Origin of the sequence: Cytobacillus gottheilii (assembly GCF_018582665.1) — a bacterium.
GTDB lineage: Bacteria > Bacillota > Bacilli > Bacillales > Cytobacillaceae > Cytobacillus > Cytobacillus gottheilii.
In genome coordinates, this window is the sequence record NZ_CP071709.1 from 924,368 (window position 1) to 944,330 (window position 19,963).

General features: G+C 38.4%; 18 protein-coding genes and 1 pseudogene. 17 read left to right on the forward strand and 2 right to left on the reverse strand.

What is annotated here, in order from left to right; all coding sequences use genetic code 11:
- Nucleotides 1-17: 17 nt before the first annotated feature.
- Nucleotides 18-983 carry an alpha/beta fold hydrolase gene (locus J1899_RS04455; RefSeq protein WP_214477849.1) on the forward strand — a complete coding sequence of 322 codons (966 nt, stop codon included), beginning with the start codon at nt 18-20 and terminating at the stop codon, nt 981-983.
- A gap of 53 nt (nt 984-1,036) precedes the next feature.
- Here J1899_RS04455 and J1899_RS04460 read toward each other — a convergent pair whose 3' ends face one another.
- Complete coding sequence (locus tag J1899_RS04460) at nt 1,037-1,894, reverse strand: manganese catalase family protein (protein WP_214477850.1); 858 nt, start codon at nt 1,892-1,894, stop codon at nt 1,037-1,039.
- Nucleotides 1,895-2,689: 795 nt separating this feature from the next.
- On the opposite strand from J1899_RS04460, the pseudogene J1899_RS04465 reads away from it, so the two are divergent.
- From J1899_RS04465 to J1899_RS04515, 10 genes and pseudogenes are all read left to right on the forward strand, one after another.
- Nucleotides 2,690-4,156 (forward strand): annotated as a pseudogene (locus tag J1899_RS04465) (anion permease).
- Nucleotides 4,157-4,673: 517 nt separating this feature from the next.
- A complete protein-coding gene (locus J1899_RS04475; protein WP_214477853.1) occupies nt 4,674-5,453 on the forward strand; it encodes a sugar phosphate isomerase/epimerase family protein in 780 nt (259 codons plus the stop codon).
- 33 nt (nt 5,454-5,486) lie between these two features.
- Complete coding sequence (locus J1899_RS04480) at nt 5,487-6,443, forward strand: hydroxyacid dehydrogenase (protein WP_214477854.1); 957 nt, start codon at nt 5,487-5,489, stop codon at nt 6,441-6,443.
- 43 nt (nt 6,444-6,486) lie between these two features.
- A complete protein-coding gene (locus tag J1899_RS04485; protein WP_214477855.1) occupies nt 6,487-7,953 on the forward strand; it encodes a DASS family sodium-coupled anion symporter in 1,467 nt (488 codons plus the stop codon).
- A gap of 263 nt (nt 7,954-8,216) precedes the next feature.
- Nucleotides 8,217-8,537: a metal-sensitive transcriptional regulator gene (locus tag J1899_RS04490; RefSeq protein WP_214477856.1), complete on the forward strand. Its 321-nt coding sequence runs from the start codon at nt 8,217-8,219 to the stop codon at nt 8,535-8,537.
- Nucleotides 8,538-8,615: 78 nt separating this feature from the next.
- A complete protein-coding gene (gene copZ, locus J1899_RS04495) occupies nt 8,616-8,822 on the forward strand; it encodes a copper chaperone CopZ (protein WP_066449423.1) in 207 nt (68 codons plus the stop codon).
- A 68-nt stretch (nt 8,823-8,890) separates the two neighbouring features.
- Nucleotides 8,891-11,314, forward strand: coding sequence for a heavy metal translocating P-type ATPase (locus tag J1899_RS04500; protein ID WP_214477857.1), 2,424 nt, complete (start codon nt 8,891-8,893; stop codon nt 11,312-11,314).
- 66 nt (nt 11,315-11,380) lie between these two features.
- Nucleotides 11,381-12,010, forward strand: a complete 630-nt coding sequence (locus J1899_RS04505; protein ID WP_214477858.1) for an NAD(P)/FAD-dependent oxidoreductase — start codon at nt 11,381-11,383, stop codon at nt 12,008-12,010.
- An 86-nt stretch (nt 12,011-12,096) separates the two neighbouring features.
- Nucleotides 12,097-12,549 carry a hypothetical protein gene (locus tag J1899_RS04510; protein WP_214477859.1) on the forward strand — a complete coding sequence of 151 codons (453 nt, stop codon included), beginning with the start codon at nt 12,097-12,099 and terminating at the stop codon, nt 12,547-12,549.
- Nucleotides 12,550-12,590: 41 nt separating this feature from the next.
- Nucleotides 12,591-13,061 carry a DMP19 family protein gene (locus J1899_RS04515; RefSeq protein ID WP_214477860.1) on the forward strand — a complete coding sequence of 157 codons (471 nt, stop codon included), beginning with the start codon at nt 12,591-12,593 and terminating at the stop codon, nt 13,059-13,061.
- 297 nt (nt 13,062-13,358) lie between these two features.
- Here the strand turns inward: J1899_RS04515 and J1899_RS04520 are convergent, their stop codons facing one another.
- Nucleotides 13,359-14,555, reverse strand: coding sequence for a DUF4085 family protein (locus J1899_RS04520; protein ID WP_214477861.1), 1,197 nt, complete (start codon nt 14,553-14,555; stop codon nt 13,359-13,361).
- A gap of 455 nt (nt 14,556-15,010) precedes the next feature.
- Here J1899_RS04520 and J1899_RS04525 point away from each other — a divergent pair, with 455 nt between their 5' ends.
- The 6 genes from J1899_RS04525 (at nt 15,011) to J1899_RS04550 (ending at nt 19,935) form a co-directional block, all read left to right on the forward strand.
- Complete coding sequence (locus J1899_RS04525) at nt 15,011-15,304, forward strand: nucleotide pyrophosphohydrolase (protein WP_214477862.1); 294 nt, start codon at nt 15,011-15,013, stop codon at nt 15,302-15,304.
- A 32-nt stretch (nt 15,305-15,336) separates the two neighbouring features.
- Entirely contained in the window at nt 15,337-17,373 is a 2,037-nt protein-coding gene (locus J1899_RS04530; RefSeq protein ID WP_214477863.1) for a DUF4179 domain-containing protein, read from the forward strand.
- 186 nt (nt 17,374-17,559) lie between these two features.
- Nucleotides 17,560-18,000 (forward strand): LytTR family DNA-binding domain-containing protein, encoded by a 441-nt coding sequence (locus J1899_RS04535; protein WP_214477864.1) that lies wholly within the window; start codon nt 17,560-17,562, stop codon nt 17,998-18,000.
- A gap of 18 nt (nt 18,001-18,018) precedes the next feature.
- Complete coding sequence (locus tag J1899_RS04540; RefSeq protein WP_214477865.1) at nt 18,019-18,465, forward strand: hypothetical protein; 447 nt, start codon at nt 18,019-18,021, stop codon at nt 18,463-18,465.
- Between the two features lie 46 nt (nt 18,466-18,511).
- A complete protein-coding gene (locus J1899_RS04545) occupies nt 18,512-19,372 on the forward strand; it encodes an alpha/beta fold hydrolase (protein ID WP_214477866.1) in 861 nt (286 codons plus the stop codon).
- Nucleotides 19,373-19,461: 89 nt separating this feature from the next.
- A complete protein-coding gene (locus J1899_RS04550) occupies nt 19,462-19,935 on the forward strand; it encodes a hypothetical protein (protein ID WP_214477867.1) in 474 nt (157 codons plus the stop codon).
- Nucleotides 19,936-19,963: the final 28 nt, after the last annotated feature.

Genomic DNA, 19,963 nt, shown 5'->3' on the forward strand with positions numbered 1-19,963 from the left:
AGATAGGCGGTGTCTATATGAATAAATTAGCATCAAAACGTTTTTGTAGAAAAGAATACCTCACAATAGATGGGCACAAACACGGCATGTTTATCGAAGGTACCAGTCCCGATCACCCGGTTATGCTGTATCTGCACGGAGGGCCAGGCTACCCGCAATATCCAATGATCCAATCTGCAGGTTTAAATTGGAGTGACTATGTAACGGTATGCTACTGGGATCAGCGGGCAGCGGGCATGTCTTACAATTCAAAAACGCAGGGAAAATTGACGATTGAACGATTTGTTCAAGATGCACTAGTCGTCACCGCTTTTTTAAAAAGGGAATATAAAAAAGAGAAAATCTATTTGTTCGGACATTCCTGGGGAACATTAATAGGCTCTATTTTAGCCAGCACTTACCCAGAGCATTTTATTTCCTATATTGGTGCGGGACAAATGGGGAGGCATCTGCAATCGAATGCAGATACTGTGGAGTTCCTCTTGCAAACGGCAATTGAAAAAGGCGACCAAAAGGCTGAAGAGGAAATTCGAAAGGTAGAGATTGATGAGCATTTTTATAAGGATAATCAGTATCGGAAGGTGTTCAGCCGTTATTTAATCAAATACGGAGGAGGAATGAAGAGAGCTGATTATTCACAAATGAAAAGCTTGTTAGAATTGTTTTCGTGCAGAAGGTATACCTGGATAGAAAAGCTGAATATTCCAAAGGGGATTTTTATGAGCTATGAGGCATTTGCAGAACAGCTGGCGAAGCTTGATGTGGCCGAACTAGCACATGAGTTTAAAATTCCGGTATACGTTGTGCAGGGAAAATACGATTATCAAACCTCTTATAAAGAAGCGAAGCGGTTTTTTGATAGCATCACTGCACCTTATAAAAAAATGTATACGTTTGAAAACTCTGCACATTCACCCTTTTTAGAGGAACAAGAAGCATTCATGGAAATCTTTAAAGATGAAATCCTCTTAATGCAGAAATAAATGAAGAGGCTGTCCAAGTGTTTTGCTTTTGGAGGCCTCTTTATTATGGTGTCTTAATTATTTAGATCGTAAAGTCCAGGTGCATGCTCATTCGGCATATCAGGAAGCTCAGGAACTGGATAACCTTTAGGCGGTTCAGTTACTGCCAGCTCTCCGCCATTTCTGCTTGGCGTTGTGCCAGAGAAAACCTCACCGATTCTTGTTTCATCAAGACGGAAATTAAATTGAGCATTGTGGAAGCCCATATCTACATATTTGCGGCATTCAGGATATTTATTGAGGTCATAGTTAGGAACAGGGAATGTTTTGCCCCAATCAACACCCAATGTTTCTAATGCTTTAGCGAAAGCATTTTGATGAGCGTTATCACGGACCATCAAGAAAGCGATTGTCTCTCTTAATGTTTTGTTGCTGCTCATTTCATAAATGCGTGACTTTTGCAGAACACCTGTTGATTCGAGTACAACATTATTAAGAAGATTGGCAACTAGATTTCCATGATCATAAACCCAAGAGCCATTCCACGGATTTCCGCCAGCATCAACAGGCAGTGATGCTTTTGCACCCATAATATAATGATGCGGGTTTGCTCCAGATTGAATTACATCGTCAAGTGGTGCTCCGTCAGATGCTTGATTTCCTGGAAGCTCGCCTCCAGATTCATTCAGCAGCTGGTTAATAGTAGTCTGTACAAGCTCTACATGGCTAAGCTCTTCAAGAAACACGCCTCTAATTAGGTCACGGTATTGCTTTGCTTTTCCTCTGAAATTCGCACTTTGGAAAGAGAACTGCATCAGTGTTCTCATTTCTCCGAATTGTCCTCCAAGTGCTTCCTGAAGAACCTTTGCTGCAGCAGGATCTGGACGATCAGGAACAATCATATTGATTAAATCTTCACGATAAAAATACACGGCACCAACCGCCTTTCTTTTAAATTCACATTTATTTTGCCAAAGAAAAAATTTCCTATACAGGCTGATTAAACGATTTCTAGTGATAAAAAAATACTGATGAAAAACTTTAGTAGAGGCTGTTTTTGCAAAAATTTTTGCTATGAACGTAAATGAGTAGAAGATGATTTTCGCTCCAGACTGCTTGCTGTCCGAGGAGAGGGGGTGAGAGTAGCATCTATCACTTTTTCATTTAATCAACAGGCATAGTACGAAATTGATTTTCTTAAAAATTGCCGAAATAACAAATCCTCATAAATAGACGGAGAAATTCCGCTTAAATCGTAAAATCACTTAAAATCTGCCTAAATAGACGGATATATTCCGACTAATTGACCAAAAAACGTGCAAATGAGTGATTTTATTCAACATAGCCGGAAAACCTCCGCTTATTTCGCCGGAAAATAGCTCAATTTTTGAAATAAGGGTAAAACCTCCGCTTATTTTCACTGGTTCATCATATGGAAGGCAGAAGAAAGTATACATCTTATCACTCTGCAGTAATTCAAAAAACAACAATCGTTCAGAAAAGAGTAAAAGCAATTATGCGACTTCTAAATGCACAAAAACACACTGGAATTTTTGTGTAAATGTCCGATGTTTACTCTTTTACATAGGTGTATCATTAAATTGTAAGTAATTTCAAATAGAAGGCAGCAGGTTTTTTTACGCTAATAAACAATGATTAATCATGTGAAAAGAATCACAAATAAACAAGAGTCATAAGCGAAAAAATAATAAAGTGAGGGGTTAGAAATGGCCATTCCGCAAAAAAAGCTAGAAGTAGTTGAAAAAACTCCGACTAAAGGATTTTATTATAAGTATAAAAAATTCATTTTGCTATCACTTTGTGTCTCGGTTGGCGCAGCAATTTGGTTCTATCCTGCACCAAATGGTTTTAGTGAGGCATCTTGGCATCTATTCGCCATTTTTGCCAGCACAGCTTTAGGATTTATGCTTCAGCCGGTACCTAATGGTGTTGTAGCTATTCTGGCTTTAGTAATGACAGTAGCAACAGGAATTTTAGAAATTAATCAAGCACTGAGCGGATTTTCTGCGAGTGTTATCTGGCTTATTGTATCAGCCTTTATTTTCTCGGTAGGCTTAATTAAGACAGGATTAGGTGAAAGGGTCGCCTACTTATTAATGAAGAAGTTTGGAAGCAATTCTCTCAGACTTGGCTATTCACTTTCATTTGGTGATCTTCTGCTAAGTTTATTTATCCCTTCTAATACAGCAAGGTCTGGAGGCATTATGTTTCCGATCATTAGAAGTATTTCTGAGGTAACGGGTTCCACTCTTGAAAAAAGACCAAGAAAGATCGGGGCATATTTAATTCAAACCGTCATGCAGACAGAAAACATAACGAGTGGATTAACGTTAACAGGAATGGCCGGAAATCTAATTATTATTGCATTTATATCACAGATTGCTAATGTAGAAATCAGCTGGATTGCCTGGTTCGCAGCCGCAATTGTTCCATGCTTAATCTGCTTGCTTTTTATTCCATGGATTGTCTATAAACTTTATCCGCCAGAAATGAAAGAGACACCTGAAGCAAAAGTCCTTGCAGAAAAAGCGCTGGCTAAACTCGGTCCGATGAAGTGGCAGGAAAAGGTTTTAGGAATAATATTAATTTTAACGATTACAGGCTGGGCAACAACAAATCTGACGAATATTGACGCAACCACAATAGGGTTGGCAGCCGTATGAGCGATGCTTATTTCAAATGTGATTAACTGGAAGGATGTTACGAATCAAAGTAATGCTTGGGACACATTGATTTGGATGGGCGGAATGTATAGCTTAGCTGATAATTTAGCTAAATTGGAGTTCTTTGATTCTTTTGCCAACAATGTGGGAGGTGCTCTGGAAGGAGTTTCATGGGTGCCAGCTCTAATCCTGCTAGTGCTGATTTATGTGTTTTCGACTTATGCATTTGCCAGCGGAACAGCTCATATTTTAGCCATGTATCCCATTATGTTAGGGCTTGCTATTGGGCTGGGGGCTCCTCCTTATTTGGCAAGTTTAGTCCTTGCTTTTTCATCGGCAATCTTTCAATCCATGACTCACTATTCATCTGGACCAGCAGCTGTTTTCTATGCTGGAGGATTCGTTGAACAGAAAACATGGTGGAAGCTTGGCTTACAGCTTGTGTGCCTGTATTTAATCGTCTTTGGCCTGGTCGGCTCTCTCTGGTGGAAAGTATTAGGGCTTTGGTAACTCATTATTCACAGGTCCCTTATGAGGGGCTTTTTTATTTTTACTAATAAAAATTCATATCCATTTCAGGTTGTTTGACAAGTTCTTAAAAGGAAATTGCAATTCACAAAACTTTGTATTTGCACAAAAAAATAAAATAATCCTTGTTCCTTTGACCGATGATTTCTATGTTATGCACATATACAATGAACTTGTAAAGAATAACTAAGCTTCAAATTTTATTGTGAATGTAATCACAAACTATTCAATCCATATAATAAGTCATCAAAAGATATCATCCTGAATGAGATTTTCATCAGGTTCTAATTTTAAGAAAGTTTGTGAATGAAATCACAACAATTACTTCGTTTCACATGGCAGCTTACTTTAAAGATGATGCTTCTAACCTCTTAATCATGTGAATTTTAGTAACTTAAATCAGAATGTGGAGGTGAGCGAGAGAGCACGCAAGGTGAATTTTCTAAATCAATCTTTTTAGACGCAGAAGTATTCAAAAAATTGGAAGGGAAGTGGCAATATGTCACGCAGAATCGTGTTAAATACGTTAGCTTACAAGCAAATTTTTTCACAAGATCCGGCCCTTACTCAACTCGACATTCTCCAAGAAATTAAAGCAGCAGGATATCAGGATATTGAAATTCGCAGAGAATATGTAAAAGCTGGCGAAGAAGAGATTAAAAGAATTGCAGTGACCGCAAAAGTGCAAAACCTAAATCTTTACTATTCAGTCCCAGACGAACTATTTAAAGACTCAGAATTGAATCCTGTCTTAGAGATGTATTTTAAAGAAGCTGCCATATTAAACTCATCGCAAGTCAAACTCAATCTCGGAAAACTTCACACACTTCTACCAGAACAAGCACAGAAGCTACTACAGGTAACTAATACGTATCCTGCCATTAGGCTGTTAATCGAGAATGATCAAAATCAAGAAAAGAGTAATTCTCTTAGACTTAAGACTTTTATGGAACAGGCAAAGGAATTCAATGTACCAGTTGGATTAACCTTCGATATTGGGAATTTTCATGTCATTCAAGAGGATGTATTTGAAAGCGTAAACAATTTGCTTCCCTATGTAGAGTATGTTCATATCAAAAACGCGAAGAAGACAGAAACAGGCTATGAATCTACTGATATAGCTTCCGGAGATGTAAATATTGAAAAGGTGTTAAAACTCTTCCCGCCAACCATTCTTTGCGGTATCGAATACTCTTGCGGAGGAAAAGAAGAAATTCAGCAAAAAATGGAATATGAAAGAAACCTAATTTTAGAGATGGCTGCACAGGGATCCCTTTAAGATCACACAAATAATGATTTAGGAGGAAAAAAGATGAACTATAAAGTACTAATTCCACAAGATATTGCTCAAGAAGGAAAAGATTTTTTATTGGAAAAAGGCTATGAGGTGAAAGTTGGCTCTGGAACAGACGAGGCAACGGTGATTTCAGAAGGAAAAGACGCTGATGCAGTACTGTTAAGAACCTCTGTCGTTGACCGGAAAATTTTAGAATCGCTGCCAAATGTCAAAATTGTGGCAAGGCATGGAGTAGGGTTTGATAACGTAGACATTCAGGCTGCGGCTGACTTAGGTATTTGGGTGACAAACACGCCTTTATCTAATGCAAAAACCGTTGCAGAGACAACATTTGCCCTTATCCTGACTGCCGCCAAAAATATTATTGATGTAAGCCAGAAAATGAGAGAAGGAGATTTCTTCTATAAAAATCAGCATAAAGGAATGGATTTAGAAGGAAAAAAATTAGGGATTCTCGGATTTGGAAGGATCGGCAAGATGGTTGCAAAACAAGCGGATGCATTTGATATGGAAGTGTTGGTTTATGATCCGTTTGTTTCATCTAGTGTAGAAGGATTTCCAAATATTAAAATAGTGGATCGGGAAGAACTGTTTAAGCAAGCGGACATTGTAACACTTCATCTCCCTTCAACAGACGAAACAAAAAATAGTATCGGCGAAAAAGAATTCAGTTTAATGAAGGAATCAGCTTATTTTATTAACCTTGCAAGAGGAGAAATTGTGAATGAGCCAGAGCTGATCAGCGCATTGAAGAATAAGCAAATTAGAGGAGCCGTTTTAGATGTCTTTTCGCAAGAACCGCTGCCGATGGATCATCCCTTATTTGATTTAGAAAATGTCATCCTTACTCCTCATATTGCTTCAAATACAGAGGAATGCATGGCGAGAATGGCCTTGCATGCTGCGATGGAAATAGACAGAGTATTATCAGGAGAAAAACCGAGCTGGCCTGTAAATTCACCGCAACGATAGTAGTCGTCACTGGAATTGAATCTATAGGAAATGAGGGATCTCAATGGGTTTACCACAGCAAAAACCTCATGTAGAAGAACAGAAGAAGCCAGACGGTTTTTTTAAGAAATACAAACGCTTTATTTATCTCGCAATTTGTTTTCTCATTGGTGCAGCAATTTGGTTCTATCCTGCTCCGGCAGGTTTTAGTGAAGATGCTTGGCATTTATTTGCGATTTTCTTTGCTACGGTAGTAGGGTTCATATTACAGCCCATACCAACTGGTGCTGTAACCTTTATTGCCATCGTCATATCAGTTATTACCGGAATATTAAACATTGGGCAGGCAATCAGCGGATTTGCTGCCAGTGTGATTTGGTTAATTGTTGCCGCTTTCATTTTTTCTGCCGGCTTACTAAAAACAGGATTGGGAGAAAGAATAGCCTATCTTCTAATGGGGAGATTCGGAAAAACTTCATTGAGTTTAGGGTATTCACTCTCCCTTGGAGATCTTGTATTAAGTTTATTTATCCCTTCCAATACCGCACGATCTGGTGGAATCATGTATCCAATAGTAAGAAGCATATCGGAGGTTTCAGGGTCCACTCCCGATCATAAGCCAAGAAAAATCGGTGCTTACTTAATCCAAACGGTCGTGCAAACAGAGAATATTACCAGTGGTTTAACCCTGACAGGGATGGCTGGAAATCTCATGATTATCGCGTTTATTTCACAAATTGCCAATATTGAAATGACATGGATTGGATGGTTGGCCGCAGCGATTGTTCCTTGTGTTATCTGTCTCGTCATGATTCCATGGCTGGTTTACAAGCTCTATCCACCTGAAATGAAAGAGACACCGCAAGCAAAAATCATTGCAGATGAAGCGCTTGCTAAGCTAGGACCAATGAAAAGGGAAGAAAAAGTATTAGGGATCATCCTTCTCCTTACTATTATTGGCTGGGCTACTACAACTATTACTGGTATTGATGCCACTACTGTTGGCTTAACTGCCGTATGTGCAATGCTAATCACTAGTGTCATTAATTGGAAGGACGTTACGAGTCAGACGAGTGCATGGGATACAATGATTTGGATGGGCGGAATGTACGGAATAGCTGATAATTTAGCTAGGTTAGAATTCTTTGATGCATTCGCTGTTACCGTTTCCAGTACTCTTGATGGAATTTCATGGATTATAGGCATGATCATTTTATTTCCGCTATATGCTTTTTCAGCTTATGCTTTTGCTAGTGGAACAACTCATATATTAACAATGTATCCAATTTTCTTAGGGCTTGCGATTGGAATAGGAGCCCCGCCGTATTTAGCAGGCTTAGTATTTGCATTTGCTTCTGCGGTCAATCAGACAATGACACATTATGCATCTGGACCAGCGGCTGTTTTTTTTGCAGGAGGATATGTTGAACAAAGAACCTGGTGGAAAATTGGATTTCAATTGTTAGTATTTTATATTGTTGTCTTTGGTGTAGTTGGATCAGCATGGTGGAAAGTGATTGGACTTTGGTAGAAATAATATTCACGGGCCCTTTTTAGGGCTCTTTTTTTCAACCCAAAATGATAAATGTGCAACGTAAAGCCGAAGAGTATTCAATATCCATTGTTCTTGTTTCTGGTTATGCTCCTGTTGGGGGAAATAGTTAATATTTATATTGCAGATTAAGAAAACATCATTTACATATGGAAAACAAGTATAAATAATAACTGAGATTTTTCTCTTTACATACCCTTTAGGGGTATGTTATTCTGAGTATAAGTTAGGAGGGATTAGTATTGGAGAATTCATGTTGTGATACTGGTCATATAATCTCTGACCGAAGAAGTCATCATTCTGAAGAGGTTAAAAAGAATCTAACCTCCCGCTTAAATCGCATTGAAGGCCAGATACGAGGCATCAAAGGGATGATTGAGAAGGATGTTTATTGTGATGATGTTATTACACAGCTAGCTGCGACTCAATCGGCACTAAATAGTGTAGCTAAGATTTTATTAGAAGGCCATCTAAAAGGCTGTGTAGTTAATCGACTTTCAGAAGGCGATCTAGAGGTATTAGATGAATTTGTGGTTACCGTTCAAAAGTTAATGAAAAAATAATTATATTTTTTTAGGTTTTATATACCCCTATAGTGTATATAGTGATAAATATAACATCATATTAAGGAGAGAATATAAATGAAAAATGTAACGTTAAATGTACAAGGAATGTCATGCGGACATTGTGTAAAAGCGGTAGAAGGCAGTGTTGGTGAATTAACAGGTGTTGAACAAGTAACTGTAAAATTAGATGATGCGCAAGTAGAAGTTGTTTATAATGAATCACAAGTTTCCCTTGAAAAAATCAAAGAGACGATTGATGATCAAGGATATGACGTAGAATAAGAGTGCTTCTATAGCACTCTCTCATTTTAATAAAAATATACCCCTAATAGGTATGTGAGGTGAAAGGTATGAGCTCTCTAGCCAATGAAGCAAAAGAAGCTAATATACAAATTACAGGTATGACATGTGCAGCATGTGCGACCCGGATTGAAAAAGGGTTAAACAAAATGGAGGGTGTACAGTCGGCAAACGTCAACTTAGCACTCGAAAAGTCCTCCATTAAATACGATCCATCAAAATTAAGTGAAGCAGATTTTGAGAAAAAAATAGCAGCACTTGGCTATGGTGTTGTAAAAGAAAAAGCAGAATTCGAAATTACGGGTATGACCTGTGCAGCATGCTCTTCCAGGATTGAAAAAGGTCTAAATAAAATGGCTGGCATTGCCTCAGCAAATGTCAACTTGGCTCTTGAAAAAGCTACGATTGAATTTAACCCATCCGAAGTAAGCATCGGTGACATTATTGGGAAAGTAGAGAAACTGGGTTACGGTGCACACCAAAAGAAAGATGACAAGAAAGAACAAGTAGACCATCGGGAAAAGGCAATTAAGAGCCAGGAGAGAAAATTCATTATTTCTGCCATTCTATCACTGCCTCTTCTTTGGACGATGTTCGGACACTTTTCATTTACATCGTTTATGTATGTACCTGATCTATTGATGAACCCATGGTTCCAAATGCTATTAGCAACACCAGTTCAATTTATTATTGGTAAACAATTTTACGTTGGTGCTTATAAAGCACTTCGAAATGGAAGCGCCAATATGGATGTTCTTGTCGTAATGGGTACATCAGCCGCTTACTTCTATAGTGTCTATCAGGCGATTGTTTCGGTTGGAGAACATCATGGTCCGCATCTTTATTTTGAAACAAGTGCAGTGTTAATCACACTCATTCTTTTAGGAAAATTATTCGAAGCAAAAGCAAAAGGACGTTCATCTGAAGCGATTAAAAAACTAATGGGACTTCAAGCAAAAACAGCGATCGTTTTACGTGATGGAGCAGAAAAAGAAGTACCTTTAGAAGAAGTGGTGATTGGTGATACCATTTTAGTAAAGCCGGGCGAAAAAATTCCGGTCGATGGTGAAGTTTTAGAAGGAACAACTGCAGTTGATGAGTCGATGCTGACAGGAGAAAGCCTGCCAGTAGATAAAAAGAATGGTGACGTTTTATACGGCTCTACCATCAACAAAAATGGATTCATTAAAATGACAGCAACAAAAGTAGGACGAGATACAGCACTAGCACAAATTATCAAGGTTGTCGAAGATGCACAAGGTTCAAAAGCGCCGATTCAGCGTCTGGCCGACCAAATTTCAGGCATATTTGTTCCGATCGTAGTCGGGATTGCCGTTCTGACATTTCTGGTTTGGATTATTTGGGTCCAGCCTGGAGAGTTTACGCCTGCATTGGAAGTATTAATTGCCGTGCTTGTTATTGCTTGTCCATGTGCACTCGGGTTAGCAACGCCTACTTCTATAATGGCAGGGAGCGGACGTGCAGCTGAATTCGGCATTCTTTTCAAAGGCGGAGAGCATCTGGAGCAAACGCAAGGCATTGATACTGTTGTTGTTGATAAAACAGGTACTGTCACACACGGGAAACCGGTTTTAACGGATGTTTTAACAGCTGAAGGACAGGATGAGGAACAATTTTTATCCTATATTGGCGCAGCTGAAAAACAATCTGAACATCCGCTGGCAGAAGCAATTGTCCAAGGAATTCAGGAAAGAGGAATTGAACTAGGAGATGTTCAATACTTCGAAGCCATTCCTGGTTATGGTGTGCAAGCAACGATTTCAGGTCAAGCTGTAATCGTTGGAACTCGGAAGCTAATGCAGCGATATGGCGTTGATGTTCAGGAAGTTCTATCAACAATGGAACAGTTAGAAAGCGACGGTAAAACAGCGATGCTTGCAGCCATTAATGGCCAGTACGCAGGAATTGTAGCTGTTGCAGATACAATCAAAGATACTTCCCGCCAAGCTATTCGCCGCTTACAGGATATGGGCATTAATGTCATTATGATGACAGGTGATAACCAGCGGACAGCAGATGCAATCGGGAAAGAAGTTGGCGTCAATTCAGTGATCGCTGAAGTGCTTCCTGAAGGTAAAGCAGATGAAGTGAAAAAACTGCAGGAGCAAGGAAAGAAAGTAGCGATGGTTGGAGATGGAATCAATGACGCACCAGCACTTGCGACAGCAGATGTGGGGATGGCGATTGGCACTGGTACGGATGTAGCGATGGAAGCAGCTGATATCACACTTATTCGCGGAGACCTAAATAGTATTGCGGACGCGATTCTCATGAGCCGCAAAACAATGCGCAATATTAAACAAAACCTATTTTGGGCATTTGCCTACAACACAATCGGAATTCCAATTGCCGCAATCGGCTTGCTTGCACCATGGGTGGCAGGAGCAGCTATGGCATTCAGCTCGGTATCTGTTGTGTTAAACGCATTGCGATTACAGAGAGTTAAATTATAAAAAACAAATGAAGAGTAAACTGCCTGATTGCAGTTTACTCTTTCATTCATAAAGGGGTGTGAGAGAATGCAAGAAACACAGAAAAAAATAAAACTGGCTATTAACGGGGGGATAACGTTTGGAGCCAAACTGAATGCGAAACAGCTTGTGACGATCTCAGAATACATGAATGATGAAGATGAACTGGAGTTAACCACCTTTCAGCAGCTTTACATAGAGGTTCAAGAAAGTAAGGTTGAAGAAGTTGAGGAGAAGCTTCGAGATGTTGGATTGTCCTGTTACCCGGTTGGAAAATATGTGAAAAGCTTAAGAACATGCAACTTTTGCAAAGGTTCAGAAGAAGAAGGCATGCCCGTAGCAATTGAATTAAATAACCGCATTGCAGGAAAGCCGGTTCCGTTTACTCTTCGGCCAGCATACACAGGATGTCCGGTTGGATGCGGAGAGCCGCTTGTAAATGATATCGGCGTCATGAAAATTAAGGATACGTATCATTTATATCTAGGCGGAAAAGCAAAAGGAAAAGATGCTCATGTAGGTGCCTTATTCATGGAGAATTTAACACCTGAAATGCTTTATGAGACAGTTGAGAACATACTGGATATCTATGCTGAACATGGGAAGAAGAGAGAGCCATTCTTCAAGTTTCTGAATCGATTTGGGCTTGAGAATTTAAGAAATCTTGTCGTACTATAACAATCGACCAATCATTAAATTTTTGCTAATCTTAAAGTGAGTAAGTCTAGAAACAACTTAAAACGCAGAGAAATGAGATCAATTATATGAAAAGAATAGAGTTCCTGCACTGGGTTTTAGAGATTGATGTAGACAAAACGAAAGATTTTTATAAGAAAGAACAAGAGGTTTGTACATGTTTGGATTGTGAAAACTTTAGAAAAGCATGTAAATATATCAACAGCTCTGTAATGGAGCTGTTTTTGCAGTTAGGCGTAGATCCGTCGAAACCAAGTCAGTTATCTGAATTTGGAGAAGATGAGGATGGGAAGCGGTTTTATATAGGCAATTACCATTTGACAGGTAAAGTAGTGAAAGGACCCACTTGCACAAGTTCGACCTGGAATGCTGAAAATACAGCCACCGTTGGAGATGCAACAATTGGATTTGAGATAGATCTTATGGATATTGCAGATACTCTTTCGTCTCCTGTATTACAAATAGGTTTTGAAATGAAACTGCCTTGGGTTTTAAAGGAAGATCTTGAGCAGGATGAATAACGGTTTACTTTTCAATGATGAGTAGAAATGGAGAGTTGTTTATGAAGCCTAAAATGAATAAAAAAGAATTAGTTCATAAAGATGACATTTGGAATGCAGTAATCTCTGTCTTAAGCGAATATGACTATTCTTCAGAAGACAAAACAGCAAAAGAAGCTTTTACGGTATTTCAATATTACTCCGAAATGGAAAGCGGCGGGCATGAAATTTTACTCAATTGGACTTCCGATTATATAAAAGAAGTAGGAATTAAAGTATATGTAAAAGAATTAATAGAGAATCTTGAGAAGATAAATGCCCATGATTATGCTGCGATCATCAGAAAATACGGGGAGCAAATGTGGAAGCTGCATATCTCCTTAGAAAATGATGAAGTGGAAGAAAGTGAATACTATGAAGTTATTGAAAAAGCTGATGGAGAATATTACAGTTTGGACGATCAATTAGCTGTATTATTAGAAGCGTATTTCGTGGAAATTTATGAGGAATTGATTGATGTGGTGGAGGATTGAGTGTTTGGTAAAAAAAGGATGGAACAATCTAAAAGCCCATCCTTAAATACAGTATATTCTAGCTTTCAAAACAAGTCCGTTGCGGACACTTGCTTTCCGCTGGGGAGCTAGCTGAGCATTCTCGGCAAGCCTGTCGGGTCTCAACCTTTGCTCTACTTCCCGCAGGAGGCGAGTGTCCTCCGCTTCATTTCACTCAGGTTTAAACATTATATTTCTAATCAATCATTAAAAATGTAAGTTTCTAATCTTGATTATAATCGACTCGTCCAGTTATTGAAAAATTCCCTCTAAAGCCGACTACTCAATTAGTTCCTTGAACTTCTCTATAACATCTCCCTTCAAAATTTCCTCTTGATAAAAATGATTCACATATACAGTTAGGATCATTTCGTTTTCTTCGTTTATTTCAATTTTGCTAAGAACAGTGTTAATGATGTCCGCCAATTCCTGAGGGCCACGATACATCGTGTTCCATGCACGCACTTGTAATTCCAAGTCATCACTTAAAGCCGCATCTTCCAGCTCGTCTGCTGGTACAGGCTCATTTTGCTGTTCATAAGGGTTTTCATATGTATCAGTGTAAATAAACTGAAGAGGAGAGTATTCTTCGATATCATATGTAAATTGCTTATGATGTGTGGAAATAAGGATTTCATCCTCAGTTATTTTCAATGATCCATTATCGATAAGCAGTTGACCTGAATCAATTTGCATATCTAATTCAGCATCAGGTGTAAAAAGCCAATAGCGGTGATCAGGATTCAGCTCTGAAACGTATTCTTCAAGAGATGTGGATTCAAACCGATCTTCATCATATAGTAGAGAATATTGCTTTGGGCGATAGAAACTTCTGGAATCGACTTCCTTCATCGTAATGGTCCATTGTGATTCTGGACAATCAAATAAAACGCGAAAAGCAAAGCCATATTCAGTTTTCTGAAGTTCATCATAGATAAAGTATTGCCCAGCCTCCAGCGGCACATCTGTTTCTTCTGACGTAACTCCTTTTAACATTAGATGAACATATGCTTTAGTAGAAAAGCCGCCTTCTGTATTGATGTAAATATGAAGTGTATCACTTTCTCTTATGATGCGTTCGATTCTTCCATCATGAAAGCTCTCATTAAACACTTCCTGAGCTGCAGCTGATAAAAAAGGAATCGCATGCTCCGTACTCTCACCTGCAGCTTCTAATATCTGTTCAAATTCCTGATCACCTTCACGCATCCACTGTAAATAATCTTCTCGAACAGCTTTCGGAAGTGAAGGATGATTTAAAGTATTATTATCTAAATATGGAATAAAACGGCTTGGCAGCACTTGCTGAAGCTCTTCCCGAACTTCATCGAGATCTTCTTTTAATGAGGCAAAAAGATCCTCGCCTTCTTCCTCTGCTTCACTTAAAGCAATCTCCCACTCTTCATCACTCTCGTGTATAGGCAGAAGATTTACCTGAGCAAACCTTACTTGTGCTTCTCTAGTTAAATGCCACATTAGGATCACCTCTTAAGTATTGGTAAATTTAGTATACTATAAGTTTTTGGTATATGGGATGGGATCGGTTTGCAGTATTTAAAAGGTGAAGAAGTCGTTTAATGGGAAATCTTTATAATTTGATAGGAAAACAAAAAAGTTTGATAGGAAAGCGATCGAGATTGATAGGAAAGTTAAAAACTTTGATAGGAAAATCAAAAATTTTGATAGGAACCCTACTATTCAATGCAAAATCAATCGAATTTAACAGCATCCGAGTTAAAATCTCCCCGCTTCTAAAGAAAATCAAACGAATATACAGGCACATCCCTCATTCAAGGTCCAAATGTTTGATTTCCTCAACTGAAATCAACAATCTTTCAAACTTTTATAAAAATTTCAAAACCAACCTTCAATTTCCAATTCAATAAATGATAAAATAGTAGTAATTTACAAAAATAGTAGGTGGGATAGGCTTGAAGGAGTTAATAGATAAGATTACTGCGTTTAGAGATGAACGCGGCTGGTCGCCTTATCATAATGAAAAAGATCTCGCAATTTCCATTTCGCTTGAGGCGAATGAACTATTAGAGAATTTCCAATGGAGAAGCAGCGAGGCAGCAGTTGCTGAAAATAAACAAAATATAAAAGAAGAAATGGCGGATGTATTCATTTATCTTTTGCAATTGGCTGAGAAGATGGATGTGGATCTAATGGAAGAAGCTTTTAAAAAAATGGAGAAAAATGCAGTGAAGTACCCAGTTAAATGAGAAAAAGACAGGATACAGGGGGAAATACATTCATGATCCCAGCAAAAACGGATAAGGTGCATGTCAGCAATATGAGTGATAGCAGTTTGATTGAAACACTTTCCTGGTTCGGTCAGCATAGTCAATCGCTTTACAATATTGCCTTGTGCCATTTCACAGACCATCAGAAAATAGAAGAAGTTTTTTATCAATCTATTTTAAAAACGGACAAGGAATCTTCACGATTTAAGAGAGAAACCTCATATGAAGGCTGGGTTACCGCAAACTTTGTACATAAATGCCAAGAGCTTGCTGGTGGTGGAAATCGAGAGGAGACAGAGGGAACAGAAGAACTGATCGCCGCGATTTATCAATTAAAAAAGCAAGAGAAGGAAGCTATCCTTCTAACTTATGTAAAAGGAATATCATATGATGAAACGGCAGCTCTGCTGCAAATAAATATGGATCAGTTAAAAGCCCTTTTAGCTACAGGAATTCAGTCCATCAGAGAGACAATAGGAGATGGGCCAGAATTCCAGGGCTGCCAGGAATTTATTCCACACTATCTTACTTATTTAAACCGGGCCATGGAGCGATCCGAAAAGATTGATTTTGAGATTCATCTATACCACTGTCAAAACTGCCAAGAGGATTTAGCGACATTCCAAGAAGTCACGCTGATGCTGGCAGATCTGCCTAAAAAACAGATGCCTGCTGCCATATGGAGAAGGATCAAAGAAAGTGTGGAAGAAACAGAAAAACAAAGACAGCAGAAGAGAAAAAAACGAAGAAGATTTGGCCTTATCACAGCAAGTGTTTTTACGGTACTGATCGCATTAGGATTTATTACAGGTATTTTTGCCTCTACTTATTATGCCCTGTCAGAGGATGATCCTGAACTGCGCTATTATCTGCAGGAAAACCTAGGAGAGCGGCTGAACCTGGTGGCGGAAGATAACGGAATTAAAATTAAGATTAAAAGTGTTATTGCCGATGAATATCAGACACTTGTTTATTATGAAATTGAAGATTTGGAAGAAGAGAATCAATATATGATGATTTATGAAGATGGAGTTACTGTGGAAAACGAATACCAAAGTTTAAACAGCATGATTTATCCGCGCTACTTTATGCCGGATATGGAATCGGATTTGAACAAGAGAGAAAAAAATGTGTATCATGGAAAGCTTAGTCTACGGCCACTCGTAAAGGATAACGCGACGATTAACCTTAATATTAGAAGCCTTCATCAGGTGACTGAAGAAGGGAGTATCAACTATGAATATACACAGGCTGCAAAAGGGGAATGGGAATTTGAACTTCCTCTAACGAAACAACCTTCAACTGAATATACCTTGGATGGAAGTGCAGAAATTGACGGAACAGAAGTAACCTTTAATACATTGACGTATGCACCGACTTCAACCGTGCTTCAGTACACAGTAGAAGGAGATCCTAACATGCAGAGAATGTATACCTACATGATTGACCATTTAGAAGTTGATGAGACAGTCATTCAGTCAGACTATTACGGTTCTTACTATAACTCAACTCACAATAACAATGGGTCAATAACCACTGAAAGCTTGTTTGATCCTCTTTTAGGTGCAGAAGCAAATGAAATGAGCATTCATTTTGGATCTGTTCATTTATCGGTGACGGATTCATTAACCATTCCGTTGGATACGATCCAGGAATATCCTTATACATTAGAATATGCAGATAGCACCATTTCAATTGATAATGTCCAATCGAAGGATGCCACTGAAATTACGCTCAGTAATTATGAAACTGAGAATCGAAGTTTTGATTCCTTACAGTACAATGTTGCAACTGAAAACGATGCTGAAATCACCTCTATGGAAATGGATGGAGAAGGAGTGATTGTCGATAAAAACGGTAAAGAATATGATATTCATAATCCCACCATTCCATATGAAGAGCTAGTTCATCCCCGCCATATAAGAACTGTGGAGAGAACAAAATATTACGGCAACAATGTTAAACCTACTGCAATTGAACTGTATGGGTATGATTCTACTAAATACTTAGATGATGTGGTAAAAGTAAAAATTAACCCAGCTGAATAATGGAAATGAAGCCCTGATGTCGTAATGGTGAATTAAGACATCAGGGTTTTTCTCTTGGTGAAAAATTAGGATGTATTTGGTTTATATGCAACTTAGCACCTGAAAAATGCAACATAAGTGAAGTGCTATTGAGGAAAACGATCAGCTATTTTACACTTTAAAAAAATGAGGACTGGAGGAACTGATATGAAGGTTACGGTTGAGTATATTTCAACAGGTGATCAAGAAATTGTTATTAAATGCAAGCAGATGGATTCAACTATTCAAAGCCTCCTGACCTGCATAAAACAGGCAGATGAAAAGATATTTGCTGTAAAAGAGCGGGAAACATTTGTATTGCATTCAGGAGATATTTATTATGCAGAATCTGTGGATCATAAGGTGTTCCTTTATACCAAAAGTGATGTTTTGGAATGTCAGGATTCACTTTTAAATCTGGAAAAGAGCTTACACTACAGCGATATTGTTCGCATTGGTAAATCCCAGTTGGTCAACCTGATGCATATACAAAAGCTAAAAAGCATCCTTCACAGCCGAATAGAGATTACACTTACATCAGGGGATAAACTAATTGTTTCACGTCATTATTCACAAGCATTTAAAAACAAGTTAGGTATAAACCCATAAACGAAGGAGGGAAAGGAAATGAAAAAATGGCAGGAAATTTTTCTATTTATGTATGAATCAAAAGCAACAGCAGGTATGTACTTTATTGCCTTTGTATTTTTCTATCTTGTGCTTGGGAGTATTGATAAGAGTATGCAAACCTCACTGCAATTTTGGACCTGTATTCAACTCTTTTTGGCTTGTTTGCTCATCGGCTTAGGTCAAGGGATTATTTTATCTAAAAGGGATTTGACGGTGTGGAGACTAATACTATGGAGCGGCTGGTCTCTTTTTATAACCATCTTGTTTACAGAATTCTTTTCATGGTTTGCAGGGTATCCGAACTGGTATCGTTATACCTTTTATGGCGCTATTACTCTTTCATTTATCATTTTTGGGCTGGCCTTAAAATGGAAATTAAACAAAGAAACGAGAGAATTGAACATGGCTTTACACCACTATAAGGAAAATATAGACAAAATATGAAACTGTTTATTATCTCAAACGTATATAAAATAAGGAGAATCAATTTATGGAACGAGTTGTAGAAACAGTGTCAATAAACGGCCGTCAGTTGGAATATTCGATTTTGGGTGAGGGTGAACCTATCCTGGTTATGCATGGGGGACATTCAAACTGTTATGAAGAATTCGGATATAAAAGTTTACTTGATAATGGGTTCTCCATCATTACGCCATCAAGACCTGGGTATGGTCGCACTGTGAAAGAAATTGGCGAAAATCTGGCTTCAGCTTGTGAATATTATCTGGATTTACTGAACCAGTTAGGAATTGATAAGCTGCATGTTATTGGAATATCAGCAGGCGGACCGAGTGCTATATATTTTGCTGCTCATTATCCTCAACACGTCAAAACCCTCATTCTACAATCAGCAGTCACGAAGGAGTGGCTTACACCAGAGGATTTGACGTATAAATTAGCACATGTTATTTTTCATCCTCGAATCGAAAAAACGACATGGACATTGCTGTCTAGGATCAATCAGCTTTTTCCAGCGTTTATTTTCAAGCAGATGTTTTCATCCTTTAGCAGTTTAAGCTATCGGGAAGCGAAAAAGAGAATTGGTACAAATGATATTGAAGAAGTTAGAAAAATGAACAATCGGCAAAGATCCGGACATGGTTTTTTAATCGATTTAAAACAAGTAAACGAACTGCCGGGAAATGAGTTAGAAAAAGTACTTTGTCCTACACTTATTTTGCATAGTGCATTTGATGGCTCTGTTCCATTGGAGCATGCCTATTATGCGGCAGAAAAAATTTCAGATGCAAAGATTTATGTATTGGATTCATGGGGCCATTTGATCTGGCTTGGAAAGTCAGCCAGTGATATGAACGAAGCCTTGATGGAGTTCCTTAATAACAATTATTAGAATAAAAAGAAAACGATCCGATTTTTAGTGTTACAGTACTAAACTAGACGTCCCATCTAATCTGAAAAGCAGGAAAAGGGGGAAACAGAATGGATGCAAATCAAGTCAGCAATATGAGGCTAAGGCAAGCGGGCACAATCAATATGTTAATACTTGTTCTTCTCGCTGTTTTTTTTCTTATTGTCAATGTCTTTACGCTAACGTTCTCTCAATTTTATTTAACTGCGGGGATATTAGTATTGATTCAGAGTGTTTTTGGTCTCATAAAGAGAGATTCTACAAAATCTATATTCCCAATACTTGAGCAGGCAGCAGAATATGAGAAAGAAAAAATGGGCAGTGAGTGGTATAAGTATAAAAGAACAGGACATATTTGGAGCTTAGTACTGGGCTGCATGTTCATTTTACAATCCGTTTTGTTCAGTGATTCTGGTGACGGTGTTTTTGATTTAGAGATCGTGCTGATGCTGATTATTGCATTTACAGTTTTTATCATGATTAATGTCAGTTTGATCATTCATTTTAGAAAAGTAGATCAGGCGAGCACCCCCTTCTGCGTTTAAAGGCTATACGAGGAAATCTTATGCTGCT

Bases quoted from the DNA above. Each gene is read 5' to 3' on its own strand.
- J1899_RS04535 (WP_214477864.1), top strand. From the start codon at position 17,560: ATGAAGGTTACGGTTGAGTATATTTCAACAGGTGATCAAGAAATTGTT.
- J1899_RS04545 (WP_214477866.1), top strand. From the start codon at position 18,512: ATGGAACGAGTTGTAGAAACAGTGTCAATAAACGGCCGTCAGTTGGAA.
- J1899_RS04485 (WP_214477855.1), top strand. From the start codon at position 6,487: ATGGGTTTACCACAGCAAAAACCTCATGTAGAAGAACAGAAGAAGCCA.
- J1899_RS04530 (WP_214477863.1), top strand. From the start codon at position 15,337: ATGATCCCAGCAAAAACGGATAAGGTGCATGTCAGCAATATGAGTGAT.
- J1899_RS04475 (WP_214477853.1), top strand. From the start codon at position 4,674: ATGTCACGCAGAATCGTGTTAAATACGTTAGCTTACAAGCAAATTTTT.
- J1899_RS04480 (WP_214477854.1), top strand. From the start codon at position 5,487: ATGAACTATAAAGTACTAATTCCACAAGATATTGCTCAAGAAGGAAAA.
- J1899_RS04455 (WP_214477849.1), top strand. From the start codon at position 18: ATGAATAAATTAGCATCAAAACGTTTTTGTAGAAAAGAATACCTCACA.
- J1899_RS04515 (WP_214477860.1), top strand. From the start codon at position 12,591: ATGAAGCCTAAAATGAATAAAAAAGAATTAGTTCATAAAGATGACATT.
- J1899_RS04505 (WP_214477858.1), top strand. From the start codon at position 11,381: ATGCAAGAAACACAGAAAAAAATAAAACTGGCTATTAACGGGGGGATA.
- J1899_RS04520 (WP_214477861.1), bottom strand. From the start codon at position 14,555: ATGTGGCATTTAACTAGAGAAGCACAAGTAAGGTTTGCTCAGGTAAAT.
- J1899_RS04550 (WP_214477867.1), top strand. From the start codon at position 19,462: ATGGATGCAAATCAAGTCAGCAATATGAGGCTAAGGCAAGCGGGCACA.
- J1899_RS04540 (WP_214477865.1), top strand. From the start codon at position 18,019: ATGAAAAAATGGCAGGAAATTTTTCTATTTATGTATGAATCAAAAGCA.
- J1899_RS04510 (WP_214477859.1), top strand. From the start codon at position 12,097: ATGAAAAGAATAGAGTTCCTGCACTGGGTTTTAGAGATTGATGTAGAC.
- J1899_RS04500 (WP_214477857.1), top strand. From the start codon at position 8,891: ATGAGCTCTCTAGCCAATGAAGCAAAAGAAGCTAATATACAAATTACA.
- copZ (WP_066449423.1), top strand. From the start codon at position 8,616: ATGAAAAATGTAACGTTAAATGTACAAGGAATGTCATGCGGACATTGT.